The following is a 15,264-nucleotide window of genomic DNA, read 5'->3' as shown; positions in this document are numbered from 1 at the left end:
GGCATCATACGGTCACCTGGTCTTTGAGGCCGTCGAACACCTTGTCGCCGATGCCGGTCACCTTCATCAGGTCGGACGCCGCGGTGAACCGGCCGTTGGCCTCACGCCAGTCCAGGATGCGCTGGGCCAGCGCCGGGCCGATGCGCGGCAGCGTCTCGAGCTCGGCGAGGCCCGCCGTGTTGAGGTTGACCGCGCCGCGCGCCGCTGCGGTGCCCCCGCCGCCTCCGGCGCCCGCCGCCGGCACCGGGGCTTCGCCCTGCTTCGGCACGACCAGCTGCTCGCCGTCGGAGAGCAGACGGGCGAGGTTGACGCCGGCCGGGTCCGCCTCGGGCGTGAGCCCTCCCGCCGCCGCGATCGCGTCGACCACCCGCGCACCGAGACCGAGCGTCACCAGGCCCGGCTCCACCACGGCGCCGGAGACGTGCACGAAGACCTCCCCCGGCCCGGCCGTCGCGTCGTCGCCGGGACCACCTCCGCCGACGACGGCCGCCGACCCCGAGGGCGGCGCTCCCGAAGGCGGCGGCACCGCGACCTCGCTCCCCCGCTGCGCGAACGCGGACGTCAGGATCGCCACGACGAACGCGCCCAGCACGAGCACGATCGCGGCGCCGACTCCCAGCCGCAGCCGTCGACGCGCGCCCGGCTCCGCCTCGGAGGGATCGGCTCGATGTCGCATCCCTCCACGCTAGGAACGCGTCGCAGGTCGGCCATCGACTCCCGCGCGACCGGTGCAGAACGCGAATCGGCGGCCCTCCTGTGGAGGACCGCCGACCGCTCAGCAGAATCGCGGCGTCAGCCCTTCGGCCGCGTCGCGATGTTCACCAGGCGCGGCGCGCGCACGATCACGTTGACGATCTCGCGGTCGCCGACCGACCGCACGACCGCCTCCGAGCCGCGCGCCAGGGCCTCGAGCTCGTCGCCCGAGATCTTCGGCGAGACCTCGACGCGGTCCCGCACCTTGCCGTCCACCTGCACGACGGCCGTCACCGACTCCTCGATCAGGAGGGTCGGGTCGGCCTTGCGCCACTGCGCGAGCGCCACCGAGGCGTCGTAGCCGAGGATGTTCCACATGTCCTCGGCCGTGTACGGCGCGAACAGGTTGAGAGCCATCGCCGTGACCTCGGCCGCCTCGCGGACGGCCGCATCGGCCGGGCCGGCGCCGGTGTCGATCGCCTTGCGTGTCGCGTTCACCAGCTCCATCAGCCGAGCGACGACCACATTGAACTTGAAGGCCTCGATCAGACCGGGCGCGTCGGCGAGGAAGCGGTGGGTCACCCGGCGCAGCCCGGCGTCGCCGGTCTTCCAGACGACGTCGGGCGCGCTCGTGACGTCGTGCGCCACGCGCCAGGCGCGGGCGAGGAACTTCGCGCTGCCCGACGGCGACACGTCCGCCCAGTCGATGTCGTCCTCCGGCGGACCGGCGAACGCCATGGTCAGGCGCACGGCATCCACCCCGTGCTCGTCGAGCTGCTCCGAGAGCTTCACGATGTTGCCGCGCGACTTGGACATCGCGGAGCCCTCCATCAGCACCATGCCCTGGTTGAGCAGTGCCGTGAACGGCTCGGTGAAGCTGATGGAGCCCATGTCGAACAGCACCTTGGTGATGAACCGCGAGTACAGCAGGTGCAGGATGGCGTGGGTCACCCCGCCGACGTACTGGTCGACGGGCGCCCACTTCTCGGCCTCGCGCGGGTCGAACGCCTGGGTGTCGTCCTTCGGGTTCAGGAACCGCAGGAAGTACCACGAGCTGTCCACGAAGGTGTCCATCGTGTCGGCGTCGCGCTTCGCGGGTCCGCCGCAGGTGGGGCAGGACACGTTGACCCAGTCCTCCGCCGCACCCAGCGGGCTGGTGCCCTTCGGCTTCAGGTCGAGACCCTCGGCGGGCGGCAGCAGCACGGGCAGCTCCGACTCGGGCACGGGCACCTCGCCGCACGCCGGGCAGTGGATGATCGGGATCGGCGTGCCCCAGTACCGCTGGCGCGAGATCAGCCAGTCGCGCAGCCGGAAGTTCTTCGCCGTCTCGCCCAGCCCGGACGCGTGCAGCGCCTCGGTCACACGCCGGATCGCGTTCGACTTGCTCAGCCCGTCGAACGGACCCGAGTTGATCAGCCGGCCCTCCCCGGTCAGCGCGACTCCCGTCTCGGACGGGTTCTCCAGCGGGGCGTCCTCCGGCATCATCGGCTCGCCCGTCTCCGGGTCGACCGGGATGACCGGGATGACGCCGGTGACCGGCTGGTTGGTGTCCACGACGACGCGGACCGGGAGGTCGAACGCCCGTGCGAAGTCCAGGTCGCGCTGGTCGTGCGCGGGCACGGCCATGATCGCGCCGTGACCGTAGTCGCTCAGCACGTAGTCCGCCGCCCAGATCGGGATGCGCTCGCCGGTCAGCGGGTTGACCGCGTGGCGCTCCAGGAAGACCCCGGTCTTCTCGCGCTCGGTGCTCAGCCGGTCCATCTCCGTGGTCCCGCGTACGGCCGCCAGGTATTCGTCGAAGCGCTCGCGGACCTCCGGGCGCGCGCCCTCGACGAGCTCGGCGGCCAGATCGGAGTCCGGCGCGACCACCATGAACGTCACGCCGTACAGCGTGTCGGGACGGGTCGTGTAGACGGTGACGGGCTCGTCGCGGTCCTCGATCGCGAACTGCACGTCGGCACCGCTGGAGCGGCCGATCCAGTTGCGCTGCATGCTGAGCACCTTGGACGGCCACGCGCCCTCGAGCTGCTTCAGGTCGTCGAGCAGGCGGTCCGCGTAGTCCGTGATGCGGAAGTACCACTGCGTCAGCTTCTTCTTGGTGACCAGGTTGTCGCAGCGCTCGCAGCGCCCGTTGACGACCTGCTCGTTCGCCAGGACCGTCTGGTCGAACGGGCACCAGTTGACCTGGCTCGCCTTGCGGTAGGCCAGGCCCTTCTCGTACAGCTTCAGGAACAGCCACTGGTTCCAGCGGTAGTAGTCCGGGTCGCAGGTCTGGATGACGCGGTCCCAGTCGAAGCTGGGTGCGTAGCGGCGCATGCTGGCCTTCTGCTGCGCGATGTTGTCGTAGGTCCAGTCGCGCGGGTCCAGGTTCCGCTTGATCGCGGCGCCCTCTGCCGGCAGGCCGAACGCGTCCCAGCCGATCGGATGCAGCACGTTGAAGCCCTGCTGACGCCAGTAGCGGGCGATGACGTCGCCCAGCGCGTACGCCTCGGCGTGACCCATGTGCAGGTCGCCGGAGGGATAGGGGAACATGTCGAGCACGTACTTGCGCGGACGCTTGTCGTCCGGGTCGGCCGTGGCGAACGGCTTGAGCTCGTCCCAGATCGGGAGCCACTTGCTCTGGATCGCGGCGAAGTCGTACTGCGCGCCCTCGACGGGCGTGCTCCCTGAATCGTGCTCGTGTGCCACGGGACTCCTGTTTTCTCGCTAGCGCTGTGTCGATACCGCCGGCTCGACCGCACCGCGACGGCGGACCGTCGGGCGGGGTGGCTGGCGAAGCAGACTCCGGGCACAAGCCCGGGACTCCAGACTACTAAACGTCGGAGGCGTCCAGTCCGTTCCCAGCGGGCTCCGAGTCGGCGGCGACGCCGAGCCCGGCGGCTCGGAGCAGGGCAGCGGCCTTCACCCGGACCTCGTCGAGCTCTTCGACGGGCACCGACAGCGCGGTGATGCCTCCTCCCGCTCCGATGCGCACCTCCCCGTCGCGGAAGCGGAGGCTCCGGATGACCATCGCGAGATCGGCGGATCCGTCGAGCCCGACGATCCCGAAGCAGCCGGCGTAGACCCCGCGCGGGCCGTCCTCGAGGCGGGACAGGATGCGCATGGCGCTCAGCTTCGGCGCCCCCGTCATCGAACCGGCGGGGAACGCGGCGGCGATCGCGTCCACGGCCCCGAGCCCGTCGCGGAGCCGCCCTTCGACGGTGCTGACGAGCTGGTGGACCTGCGCGTAGCTCTCGACCGAGAGCAGATGCCGCACCTCGACGGAGCCGACCTCGCACACCCGGGCGAGGTCGTTGCGCATGAGGTCGACGATCATCACGTTCTCCGCCTGCTCCTTCTCGCTCGCCTCCAGCTCCGCACGCAGCGCGAGGTCTGCCGCGAGCGTCGCGCCGCGCGGGCGCGTGCCCTTGATCGGCTTGGTGCGCACCCGGCCGTCCGGTGTCACGTGCAGGAACTGCTCGGGGGACGAGCTGACCAGCGTCTCCCCCGCGATCCGGAGGAACCCGCCGTGGTGCGCCGGGCTGGCCGCGCGCAGCCGCAGGTGGACCGCGAGCGGGTCGGCCGCCGTCCGCGCCGTCGCCAGGTTGGTCAGGCACAGCTGGTACGCGTCCCCGGCGGTGATCGCGTCGAGGCACGCGCCGATCAGGCCCAGGTACTCGTCGTCGCTGTGGCGCCACGTCGCGGTCGCCGGAGGGACGGGATGGGCGGCCGCGTACTCCTGCGCGCGACCGCTGCATCCTGCCAGGGTCGCGCGAACCCGGTCGGACCAGGATCGGCCGTCGTCGGCGTCGGTGGCGTCGTCGTCGGAGGCGGCGGCGGCGGACGCGATGATCTCCACCCGGCGGGACTCGTGATCGAAGACGACGGCGCGGTCCACCAGCAGCAGGGCGGAGTCGGCGCCGTCGCCGACGCGGTACGGCACCCCGAGGGGCCGTGCCCCGCTCTCGTAGCCGAGCCAGCCGACCCAGCCGAGCGGTGCGCCCGCGATGCTCGGTGCCTCCCTGCCGGCGAGGTCGTCGCGCAGGGCGTCGAGGATCTCGCCCGACCGCTCGACACCGTCGACGGAGACCGTCCCCCGGGCTGCGGACGCGGAGAGAACCCGCCGACCGGTCCCGATGACGCTGCGGCCCTCGTGAGCATCCGGGCCGCTGTCGAGCCAGACGGCGGGCGCGCCGCCGGCCGCGGCGGGGTCGCCGAAGAGGGCGACGAAGGCGTCCGCCGGATCGACCCAGTCGTCGAGCTGCTGCGCACGGAGCGGGAGAACCACTGGGCTAGCCTAGGCGAATGGACGCGAGCAGCACCCTCTTCGACTGGGCGGGCGGCGCACTTCTCGCCCGCGACTCCTGCGAGGTCGTCGAGACCGAACTGCTCGTCGCGGACTCCTTCCTCGTCACCGACGGCGCCGCACTCGCCCTGGGGCTGCACGCGTCCCGCTTCCAGGACTCGGCACGTCTGCAGGGCCACCCCGACCGCGCCGAGCTCCAGCGGTTCTGGGAGGCCGGCGTCGCCGAGCTGCCGCGCGAGGGATCCTGGTTCCCCCGGTTCGAGCTGGTCCGCACCCGGGATGCCCTGCGCCTCCGGTTCCGGTTACGGACGGCGCCGCCGCTCGGCGACTCCATCGTCGTCGCGACGGCGGCCACCGATCCGCGTCGTGCACCCGACATCAAGGGGCCGGACATCGATCGGCTCTCCGTGCTCCGGCAGCGGGCGCAGTCGCAGGGGGCTCAGGAGGCCGTCCTCCTCGATGAGGGCTTCGTCTCCGACGGCGCGACGACGGCTCTTCTCTGGTGGCGCGGCGACACCCTGTTCGCTCCACCCCTGTCGCTCGCCCGCGTCGACAGCGTCGCGGCGCGCACCGTGCGCGGCGTCGCCGCCGCCCTGCGCGTCCCCGTCGACGAGGAGGAGGTGCGGCCGTCGCAGCTCGACGGCGCCGTGGTCTGGGCCGTGAACTCCCTGCACGGCATCCGGTCGGTCAGCGCCTGGATCGACGGACCAGCGCTCGCCCAGGATCCCGCTCGCATCGAGGCGTGGCGGTCGCGCTTCGCCGCTCTGGCTAGGCCGCTGCCGCCGCGCCGGTGATCCGGCCGTCCTCCAGGGCGATGCTGCGGGTGATCAGCTCGTTCGGCACCGCCGTGTGCGAGATGAGCAGCACGGTCCGGCCGTCCTCCTCCGCCGTGCGCAGGATGTCGCGCACGACACGGTCGGCGACGGCCGCGTCGACGTTCGCCGTCGGCTCGTCCACCACCAGCACGGGGAAGTCGGCGAGCAGAGCGCGCGCCAGCGCGATCCGCTGGGCCTGACCGCCGGACACCAGCGCACCCCGTTCTCCGACGCTGGTCGCCAGCCCCTCGCGCTCGTCCGCCCAGTCGGCGAGTCCTACGCGCTCGAGCACGGCGCGCAGCTCATCGTCCGAAGCCGTGTCGCAGGCGAACAGGAGGTTCTGCCGCAGGTCGGCGTCGAACAGGTACGGCTGCTGCTCGCAGAGCCCGACGACCCGGCGCACGTCGTCCTGCCGGACGTCCCGCGTCTCGGTGCCGTCGACCAGGTAGCTGCCGTCGTGCTCGAGGAATCGCACCAGCACGTGGGCGAGGGCGGTCTTCCCGGCCCCGGTCGGGCCGGTGAGGAGAACACGCTCCCCCGGCTGCAGGTCGAGGTCGATGTCGCGCAGAACCGGCTGCTCCACACCCGGCCAGTGCGCGGACACGCCCGAGAGCCGCACCGCCGGCACGCCCTGCACCGCGAGCCCGGGCGCGTCGGCGCCGTCGACCGGGATGCCGTCGGGGACGGTCTCCGGTGCGGCGTCGGCGATGCGGCGTGCACTGGCCGCGACCTGCCGCCATGCGCCGAGCGCCAGCGGCACCATCCCGAACACCTCGAAGACGGCGAGAGGCAGCAGCGCGATCACGGCGAGGACCGGCCCCTCGATGCGTCCCGCGCCGAGCGCGGGGACGCCGCCGACGAGACCGAGGACGGTGGCCCCGCCCGCGAGCAGAGAGACAGCGCCCGCCGTCAGCCCGAGGCCGGTGGCGCGGGCGCGCACAGCGCTCGTGAGACGTTCGCTCGCCTCCCGCACCCGGTACTGGGCGCCCTCCAGAGCGCCGAACGCCGTCAGGACGTCCACGTTGCGCACCAGATCCAGGAGCGCATCCGAGAGCTCGGCCCGCAACGGGGCGATCCTGCGCTCGGCCGCTCCCGACGCCCAGGTGTTCACCAGGGAGCCCGCCACGGCGGCGATCACCAGCATCGCCAGCAGGGCGACGCCCGCCTCGGGCAGCAGGACGAACGCGACGACGACGCTCACCAGCGCGATGAGTCCGGATGTCACGAGCGGCTGCACCACGCGCAGTGAGTAGTTCTGCAGCTCGTCGACGTCGTCGGCGACGCGCGAGAGGAGGTCGCCGCCGCGCGCGCCGCGCAACCCGTCGGGCGCCAACGGGACCAGTCGGGCGAACAGCGACGACCGCATCGCGGGAAGCTGACGGAACGCCGCATCATGGCCGGCGAGCCGCTCGAGGTAACGGAAAAAGGCCCGGCCGAGCGCGAAGGCGCGCACGCCCACGACGGCCATCGACAGGAAGAGCACGGGCGGCTGCTCGGCGGCGTAAGTGATCAGCCAGGCGGATGCGCCCAGCAGTGCGACCGCGCAGGCCGCGCTCAGCGAGCCGAGCGCGATGGCCGCCCACAGCCGGCGAACGGGCGGGAGGGCGAGCCGGAGGATGCGGCGGACGTCAGCGGACACGGGCGATCGCCTCCACGTCGAAGATCACGTCGGCCGCGGAGACCACGGCCTCCCGGTGGCTGACGACCAGGACCGCCGTGCCGTCGTCCGCGATGCGGCGGAGGCTCGCCACGAGGGCGGACTCGGTCGCGGCGTCCAGCGCGGAGGTCGGCTCGTCGAGGATGAGGACGGCGCACGCGCGGGTGCGCAGCCGGTAGAGCGCACGCGCGACGGCGACGCGCTGCGCCTGGCCGCCCGAGAGTCCCGCTCCCCCGGCATCGACGGTCGCGTCGGGATCCAGCTCGCCCGCTGCCGCATCGTGGAGCGCGTCGAGGACGGCGGCGCGGTCGGGCTCGGGATCGCCGAGGGCGATGTTCGAGGCGACGGTGCCCGCGATGAGACCGGGACGCTGGCCCGCCCAGGCGATCGCGGAACGACGCCCGTCGACGTCGGCGCGCCCGCCGGCGGAGATCGCCCCGGACGACTCGGCGAACCCCAGTGCCGCCGACACGAGGCTGGACTTGCCTGCGCCGCTCGGTGCGCTGAGCGCGGCGAGTGCCCCGGGCGCGACGGCTCCGGTGAACGGCCCCACGACGGGGACGCCGTCGTAGCCGACGACGACGTCGCCGAAGACCAGACCGCCCGCCGGCTCCGCGACCGCGCGGGACGGTGCTCCCGCCGTTGCCTCGAAGGCTTCCGCTGCCTCGAGGCCTTCCGCTGCCTCGACGGCTTCTGCTGCCTCGATCACGGCGAACGCGTTGTCGGCGGCCTCGATGCCCTCGGCCGCCGCGTGGTAGCTCGCGCCCACGTTGCGCAGGGGGAGGAAGGCCTCCGGGGCGAGCAGCAGCACGAAGAGACCGACGGAGAGCTCCATGTCGCCCGCGACCAGGCGCAGGCCGATCGTGACCGCGACGAGGGCGACCGAGAGGCTCGCGGCCAGCTCCAGCACGAATCCGGACAGGAAGGACATCCGCAGCACCTTCATCGTGTGCACGCGGTAGTCCTCGCTCACCGAGCGGATCCGGCCCTCCTGACGGTGCTGGCGACCGAACAGCTTCAGGGTCGACAGGCCGCCGACGACGTCGAGGAACCCGCGCGACAGCGTCGAGAGCGCCGTCCACTGGCGCTTCTGGGCGGCTTGCGTCGCCCACCCGACGAGGACCATGAAGAGCGGGATGAGCGGCAGCGTGAGCACGATGATGATGCCGCTGGTCAGATCCTGCCAGGCGATCACCAGCACCAGGATCGGCGTGGCGACAGCGGTCAGGACGAGCTGCGGCAGGTACTTGCCGAAGTAGCCGTCGAGCGCGTCCATCCCCCGGCCGGCGATCAGCGTCACATCCGCCGAGCTGCGGGAGGCCGTCCAGCGCGGCCCGAGCGTCGCGACGGCGGAGACGAGCCGTTCGCGCAGCTGCCCGACGACCCGGGCGCCGCCGCGGGCCGCGACCGCGTCCACCAGCCAGAGCACGACACCGCGCGCCATGACCACGAGCACGAGGGCGGCGACGAGCCCGCTGAGGGCGGCGAGGCTCTCCCCCGCGATCGCACACACGATCAGCTGCGTGACGAGCCAGGCGAAGGCCAGGCCGGCGGCGGTCTGCACGATGGCGAGCAGACCGCCGGCGGCGAGGGTTCCCCTGGTCGCGGTCGCGTACCGCAGCAGTCGGGGGTCGAAGGGCTTCACGGGATCAGGCGGCCACGGGCTCGGGGGCCTCGTCCGGGATGCTCGCCCGGGTGACCCGCTTGCGGAAGACCCAGTATGTGAAGCCCTGGTAGAGCAGGATCAGCGGCAGGAAGATCGCCGCGACCCAGGTCATCACCGTGAGGGTCGCCGTCGTGCTCGACGCGTTCGCGATGGTGAGGCTGTTCTCCGGGTTCGGCGACGAGGGCATCACGTTCGGGAACAGTGCGGCGAAGAGCGAGATCACCGCGAAGGCGATGGTCGCGGCCATGAAGGCGAACGACCAGCCCTCCGCCCCGCGCAGATTCGCGACCCACGAGGCGATCAGGGCGACGGCGGCCAGTGCGGCCAGGATGAGGAACAGGACCGAGAAGTGCGCGATGCCCGTCCACAGCAGGAAGGCCGCGGCCACGACGATCGCCGCCGCACCCGACTTCACGGCGAGCTTGCGGGCCCGCTCGCGGATCGCACCGTCCGTCTTCAGCGAGATGAACACGACACCGTGCGTGAAGAACAGCAGGAGCGTCGTCAGGCCGCCCAGCAGCCCGTAGGCGTTCAGGAGGTCGAACAGCGTGCCCGTGTAGTTGTAGCCGGAGTCGAGTGCGACGCCCTGCACGATGTTCGCGAACGCGCAGCCCCAGAGGAACGCCGGGACGGCCGAGCCGAAGACGATCATGCCGTCGAACCACTTCTTCCACCGCGTGCTGTCGCGCTGGTGACGGTACTCGAACGACACCCCGCGCAGGATGAGCGCGATCAGGATGAGCAGCAGCGCCAGGTAGAAGCCGCTGAACAGGGTGGCGTACCACTCGGGGAACGCCGCGAACAGCGCGGCGCCGCCCACGATGACCCACGTCTCGTTGAGGTCCCAGACGGGGCCGATCGTGTTGATCATGACGCGGCGGTCCACGTCGTCCTTGCCGAGGAAGGGCAGCGCCATCCCCACGCCGAAGTCGAACCCGTCGAGCACGAAGTAGCCGACGAAGAAGAAGGCGACGATGCCGAACCAGAGAACTGCAAGATCCATTTTCCGTCTCCTCCTAGTAGACCGTCGCGACCGGGACGTGCTTGCCCTCTTCGTCGAGATGCTCCTCGACGGGGGCGGGTCCCTTCTGGGCCGCGCGTTTGATCAGCTTGAACTCGACGACCGCGAGGACGCCGTAGACGAGGGTGAACGCGATGATCGAGATGAGCACCTCGAGCCCGGTGGTGTTGGGCGAGACGCCGTCCGCCGTCTTCATGAGGCTGAAGACGATCCAGGGCTGCCTGCCCATCTCCGTGAAGATCCAGCCGACGATCATCGCGGCGAGCGACAGGGGCATCGCCCAGATGGCGAGCTTCCACTGCCACTGGTGCCGCGGCATGCGGCCCTTGCGGGTCAGCCAGAGGCCGACCACGGCGACGAGCACGTGGAGCATGCCGAGGCCGATCATCCAGCGGAACGCCCAGTAGGTGATCCAGATGGTGGGCGTGTAGTCGCCGGGCCCGTAGAGCTGCACGTACTGGGCCTGCAGGTCGTTGATGCCCTCGACCGTGCCGTTCAGCGTGTGCGTCGACAGGAACGACAGCAGATAGGGCACACGGATCGAGAACAGCTCGTGCACGCCGTCCGGCGTCCCCAGGGTGAAGATCGAGAACGACGCATCGGCGCCCGTCGAGGTCTTGTACAAGGCCTCCGCCGCCGCCATCTTCATCGGCTGGGTCTCCACCATGGCGAGACCGAGCTGGTCGCCGCTGAGCACGGTGCCGACGCCGGCCACGACCATCATCCAGAGGCTGAACTTGAGCGCCGGCCGCATGGTCTCCAGATGCTGGTTGCGCGAGAGGTGCCACGCGGCGACCGTGATGATCAGACCCGCCGAGACCATGAAGGCGCCGAAGATCGTGTGCGGGAACGCCGCGAGGGCCACTTTGTTGGTGAGCACCGCCCAGATGTCCGTGAGCTCCGCCCGGCCGCGCTCCGGGTTCAGGGTGTAGCCGACCGGGTTCTGCATGAACGCGTTGGCCGCGATGATGAAGTACGCCGAGAGGATGCTGCCGGCGGCGGTGAGCCAGATCGTCGCGAGGTGGAGCCCCCTGGGCAGCTTGTCCCAGCCGAAGATCCAGAGACCGATGAACGTCGCCTCGAGGAAGAAGGCCAGCAGGCCCTCCAGCGCGAGCGGTGCGCCGAAGATGTCGCCGACGAATCGCGAGTAGTCCGACCAGTTCATTCCGAACTGGAACTCCTGCACGATTCCCGTCACGACGCCCATGGCGAAGTTGATCAGGAAGATCTTGCCGAAGAAGTGGGTCAGCTGCAGGTAGTGCACCTTGCCGGTGCGGTACCAGCACGTCTGGAAGATCGCGACCACGGTGACGACGCCGATCGTCAGGGGCACGAACAGGAAATGGTAGATCGTTGTGAGCCCGAACTGCCACCGCGAGAGCAGCAGCGGGTCCAAGAGATCGTGCACGGCGTCTCACCCTTCGATCGGTCTTCTACACGGTGTAGAAGTGCGTCTTCTACAGAGTGTAGAACATTCTCAGCCTCTTCGCGGTACTCTTGATCCGTGGCGAATCTCGGAGAACTGGAAAGGGCTGTCATGGACGCCCTGTGGACGGGCGACGCCCCGATCACCGCCAACGAGTTACGCGACAAGCTATCGGCCGCTCGTGGCGAGGGCAAGACTCCCGCTCTCACGACGGTGCTCACCGTGCTCTCGCGGCTCGAGCAGAAGGGCATGGTCGATCGCGAGCGCGACGTCCGCCCCCACGTGTACTTCGCGACGCTCAGCCGCGCCGGGCACGTCGCCGATCTGATGCGCGAAGTGCTGGAGTCGTCGTCCGACCGCACCGAGGCCCTCGCCTACTTCGTCGGCACCGTCGACGAGTCGGAGGCGCAGATGCTGCGCCGCCTGCTCGACGCGCGCACCACCTGACCCGACCGTGCTCCCCGTCAACGAGACGGCCATCGCCCTCGGGCTGCTGGCGATCGCCCTCGCGTGGCCCGTGCCGCTGCTGCTCGCCCGTGCGACCTGGCCGCCGGCCGCTCCGGTCCTCGCGGTCGCACTGTGGCAGTCGATCGCCCTCGCCGGTGGCATCTCGATGATCGGGTCCCTGCTGCTGGCCGGGCTGCAGCCGTTCGGCGACGACCTGTGGAGCAGGATCGGCGGGGCGGCGGCGACGCTCTTCAGCGGCCCGCTGCCGTCGGGCGTCAGCCTCCTGAACGCCTTCCTGCTGAGTGCGGCGGTGCTGCTCACCGCGCATCTGCTCCTCAACCTCGCCCTCACCTCGGTGCGGAGCCGGCGCCAGCGGCACCAGCACATGGAGCTGCTGCGCCTTCTCAGCTCGCCGCTGCCCGACGTCCCGAGCACCCGCGTCATCGACCACCCGGCTCCCGCCGCCTACTGCCTCCCAGGCGCGCGCAGCGTCACCGTCTTGTCGGAAGGGATGATCGCGCTCCTCAGCCCGGAAGAGCTCGACGCGGTCATCGCCCATGAGCGCACTCACCTGCGGCAGAAGCACCACCTGCTGCTCGACGCCTTCCGCTCCTGGAAGCGCGCGCTCCCCTGGTTCCCCATCGCGACGCGCGCCCAGGATGCGGTGGCGCTCCTGCTCGAGATGCTCGCCGACGACACGGCGCGCCGGGCGTCGGGCGACCCGGTGCTGGCCGAGGCCATCCGCATCGTGGACGAGACCGGCACCGCGGGCACGGCCCTCGGCGCCCCGAAGGACCGCCGCACCCCCGAGCAGCGGCGCGACGCGCTCCTCGCCCGGGAGGCGCGGCTGACGGCCGGCCGGCGCACCGTCGGCCCGGCCCTGCGTGCGACCATCGCCCTCGTCACCGTGCTGCTCGTCGTCGTGCCGCCGGTCCTGGTCCTCACCAGCTGACGACCGCGCAGACCATCGGCTCCGACCACCGGCCCCGACGACCGGCTCTCCCAGGCGCGGCCCAGTAGCATCGTCCCTATGCCGAAGAAGGGCTCGTACGCCAAGGGAATCGCCAAACGGGAGGAGATCCTCTCCCGCGCTCTGGAGGTGTTCGCCGACAAGGGCTATCGTCGCGCGTCGCTGCGCGAGATCGCCGAGTCGGTCGGGCTCAGCCAGGCCGGGCTCCTGCATCACTTCTCGTCGAAGGAGGAGCTCTTCTCCGAGGTGCTGCGCAAGCGCGACGAGGTCGACACCGGCGAGGCCGCGCTCGGCGACGACTGGACGGACGCGGTCGACGGGCTCGTCCGCGTCATCCGGCACAACGCGCAGGTCCCGGGGCTCGTCCAGCTCTACGCCACCCTCTCCGCCGAAGCGGCCGACCCGGAGCACCCCGGTCACGACTACTTCGTCGAGCGCTACCAGAAGATCGTCGGCGGACTGGAGCAGTACCTGCGCGCCGAGCAGGCCGCCGGGCGGATGACCGACGCCGTCGACGCCAAGCAGCTCGCCCGGCTCGGCATCGCCGTGGCGGACGGCATGCAGGTGCAGTGGATGCTGGACCCGTCGGCCGACATGGCCGATGCCCTCACCGCGTTCTGGAGCCTCGTGCGGACGGCTCCCGTCACGTGAACGACGCCCTCAACTGGCTCCTCGACCTCGTCCAGAACGTCGACCCGGTCCTCCGCACGCTGCTCGCCGGGGTCGGGATCATGCTGGAGACGTCGATCCTCATCGGCCTCGTGGTGCCCGGGGACACGGTCGTCCTCGTCGCGAGCACGGCGGTCGACGGGCCGGTGGAGTACATCGCGATGGTCGTGGCCGTCGTCGTGGGCGCGCTCTGCGGCGAGTCGATCGGCTTCGCCCTGGGCCGCTGGTTCGGACCGCGCATCCGGGCGAGCAAGCTGGGCCGTCGCCTCGGACAGGACAACTTCGACAAGGCGGAGGCGTATCTCGCCCGTCGCGGAGGCATCGCCGTGTTCCTGTCCCGGTTCCTGCCGGTGCTGCACTCCCTGATCCCGCTCACCGTCGGGATGAGCCCGATGCGGTACCGGACGTTCATGGCGTGGACCGCGCCCGCCTGCGTGCTCTGGGCGTTCGCCTACGTGAGCGTCGGCGCCCTCGCCGCCGGCAGCTACCGCGAGCTCTCGCGCGAGCTGCACTGGGCGGGGTACATCTTCGTCGCCATCATCGCGGTCTTCGTCCTGCTGGTCTTCCTGGTGAAGAAGATCCTGCAGAAGCGCGAGGCGGCGCACATGGGTGCGGCGGCCCGGTCGCCCGAGCCGCCGCACGACGAAGAGTGAACCCCGCTCTTACTTGACCGGGTGGTCCTTCAGCCAGTTCTTGGCCACCACGTCGGGCGCCGTCTTGCTGTCGCCCTGGTTCTCGCTGTTCATCGAGATCAGGTCATCGGTCGTCAGTTCGGCGGAGAGCTTGTTGAGGACCTCCTTGACCTTCGACGACGCCTTCGAGCTGTTGATCAGCGGAACGATGTTCTGCGCCGCGATCAGGCTCTTCGGGTCCTTCAGGGTGACGAAGCCGTTGTCCTTGATGGCCGGGGTCGTCGTGTAAATGTCCGCCAGCTGCACGTCGCCGTTCTTCAGCGCGGTGACCGTCAGCGGGCCGCCCGAGTCACTGATCGGCTTGAGCGTCGCGGTGACGCCGTAGGCCGACTTGAGGCCCGGGATGCCGTAGGGGCGCGTCTCGAACTCCGGGTTGGCGCCCACCGTGAGGGGCTCGGTCACCTTGGAGAGGTCCGCGAGGCTGGTGACGCCCCACTTGTCCGAGAACTCCTTGGTGACGTTGTACGAGTCGGCGTCCTGCGCCTGCGCCTGGTCGAGCACCTCGTAGCCCTTCGGCAGCGCCGACTTGAGAGCGGTGTAGACATCGTCGCTCGACGTGGCGGTCGAGTCCTTCTTGTAGAACTGCAGCAGGTTGCCGCTGTACTCGGGGATGAGGTCGATCGAGCCGTCCTGCAGCGCCTTGAGGTAGACGTCGCGCTGGCCGATGCTCGGCTTGTAGTTGACCTTCACGCCGTTGGCGACCAGGGCCTGGCCGTAGACCTGCATGAGGATCTCGGACTCTCCGAACGCGGCGGAGCCGATCGTGACGCTGTCGCTCGACGAGGTCGAGGTGTTGCCGCCGAGCGCGCCGCCGCCGGACGAGCACGCGCTGAGAGCGAGGAGGGCTCCCGCCGCGACCACGCCGGCCGCGATGCGGCCTCTCTTGGATGCGAACATGTTGGTTTCTCTCTTTCGTGGGTGCT

13 protein-coding genes are annotated in these 15,264 nt (G+C 70.8%); 5 read left to right on the top strand and 8 right to left on the bottom strand.

Going from position 1 to position 15,264, the window contains the following annotated elements:
• Positions 1–4: 4 nt before the first annotated feature.
• The 3 genes from ACFVU2_RS09035 to ACFVU2_RS09025 all read right to left on the bottom strand — a co-directional run bounded on the left by ACFVU2_RS09035 (position 5) and on the right by ACFVU2_RS09025 (position 4,960).
• Complete coding sequence (locus ACFVU2_RS09035) at positions 5–676, bottom strand: helix-hairpin-helix domain-containing protein (protein WP_387873128.1); 672 nt, start codon at positions 674–676, stop codon at positions 5–7.
• A gap of 116 nt (positions 677–792) precedes the next feature.
• Positions 793–3,381, bottom strand: a complete 2,589-nt coding sequence (gene leuS / locus ACFVU2_RS09030; protein ID WP_387873126.1) for a leucine--tRNA ligase — start codon at positions 3,379–3,381, stop codon at positions 793–795.
• A gap of 124 nt (positions 3,382–3,505) precedes the next feature.
• Positions 3,506–4,960 carry an anthranilate synthase component I family protein gene (locus tag ACFVU2_RS09025; protein WP_387873124.1) on the bottom strand — a complete coding sequence of 485 codons (1,455 nt, stop codon included), beginning with the start codon at positions 4,958–4,960 and terminating at the stop codon, positions 3,506–3,508.
• A gap of 17 nt (positions 4,961–4,977) precedes the next feature.
• On the opposite strand from ACFVU2_RS09025, the gene ACFVU2_RS09020 reads away from it, so the two are divergent.
• A complete protein-coding gene (locus ACFVU2_RS09020; protein ID WP_387873122.1) occupies positions 4,978–5,772 on the top strand; it encodes an aminotransferase class IV in 795 nt (264 codons plus the stop codon).
• Here ACFVU2_RS09020 and cydC read toward each other — a convergent pair.
• From cydC to ACFVU2_RS09000, 4 genes are read right to left on the bottom strand one after another with little or no spacing between them, the layout of a single operon-like run.
• Positions 5,747–7,432, bottom strand: a complete 1,686-nt coding sequence (gene cydC, locus ACFVU2_RS09015; RefSeq protein ID WP_387873120.1) for a thiol reductant ABC exporter subunit CydC — start codon at positions 7,430–7,432, stop codon at positions 5,747–5,749. The genes ACFVU2_RS09020 and cydC overlap by 26 nt on opposite strands.
• Complete coding sequence (gene cydD / locus ACFVU2_RS09010) at positions 7,422–9,095, bottom strand: thiol reductant ABC exporter subunit CydD (protein ID WP_387873118.1); 1,674 nt, start codon at positions 9,093–9,095, stop codon at positions 7,422–7,424. The genes cydC and cydD overlap by 11 nt, the downstream gene beginning before the upstream one ends.
• A 4-nt stretch (positions 9,096–9,099) precedes the next feature.
• On the bottom strand, positions 9,100–10,119 hold the full coding sequence (cydB, locus tag ACFVU2_RS09005; protein ID WP_387873116.1) for a cytochrome d ubiquinol oxidase subunit II: 1,020 nt from the start codon (positions 10,117–10,119) through the stop codon (positions 9,100–9,102).
• A gap of 13 nt (positions 10,120–10,132) precedes the next feature.
• Positions 10,133–11,545: a cytochrome ubiquinol oxidase subunit I gene (locus tag ACFVU2_RS09000; protein ID WP_387873114.1), complete on the bottom strand. Its 1,413-nt coding sequence runs from the start codon at positions 11,543–11,545 to the stop codon at positions 10,133–10,135.
• 96 nt (positions 11,546–11,641) lie between these two features.
• Between ACFVU2_RS09000 and ACFVU2_RS08995 the strand changes: the two genes are divergently transcribed.
• The 4 genes from ACFVU2_RS08995 (at position 11,642) to ACFVU2_RS08980 (ending at position 14,302) form a co-directional block, all read left to right on the top strand.
• Positions 11,642–12,010, top strand: a complete 369-nt coding sequence (locus ACFVU2_RS08995) for a BlaI/MecI/CopY family transcriptional regulator (protein ID WP_387873112.1) — start codon at positions 11,642–11,644, stop codon at positions 12,008–12,010.
• Positions 12,011–12,017: 7 nt separating this feature from the next.
• A complete protein-coding gene (locus ACFVU2_RS08990) occupies positions 12,018–12,962 on the top strand; it encodes a M56 family metallopeptidase (RefSeq protein ID WP_387873110.1) in 945 nt (314 codons plus the stop codon).
• 78 nt (positions 12,963–13,040) lie between these two features.
• Positions 13,041–13,631, top strand: coding sequence for a TetR/AcrR family transcriptional regulator (locus ACFVU2_RS08985; RefSeq protein WP_387873108.1), 591 nt, complete (start codon positions 13,041–13,043; stop codon positions 13,629–13,631).
• Complete coding sequence (locus ACFVU2_RS08980) at positions 13,628–14,302, top strand: DedA family protein (protein ID WP_387873107.1); 675 nt, start codon at positions 13,628–13,630, stop codon at positions 14,300–14,302. Before ACFVU2_RS08985 ends, ACFVU2_RS08980 begins: the two co-directional genes overlap by 4 nt.
• Positions 14,303–14,311: 9 nt before the next feature.
• On the opposite strand, the gene ACFVU2_RS08975 is transcribed toward ACFVU2_RS08980, so the two are convergent.
• On the bottom strand, positions 14,312–15,238 hold the full coding sequence (locus ACFVU2_RS08975) for an ABC transporter substrate-binding protein (protein ID WP_387873105.1): 927 nt from the start codon (positions 15,236–15,238) through the stop codon (positions 14,312–14,314).
• Positions 15,239–15,264 lie beyond the last annotated feature (26 nt).

It is taken from the genome of Leifsonia sp. NPDC058194 (assembly GCF_042883605.1).
Lineage (GTDB): Bacteria > Actinomycetota > Actinomycetes > Actinomycetales > Microbacteriaceae > Leifsonia.
This window is presented reverse-complemented; position numbering and strand designations above follow the sequence as displayed.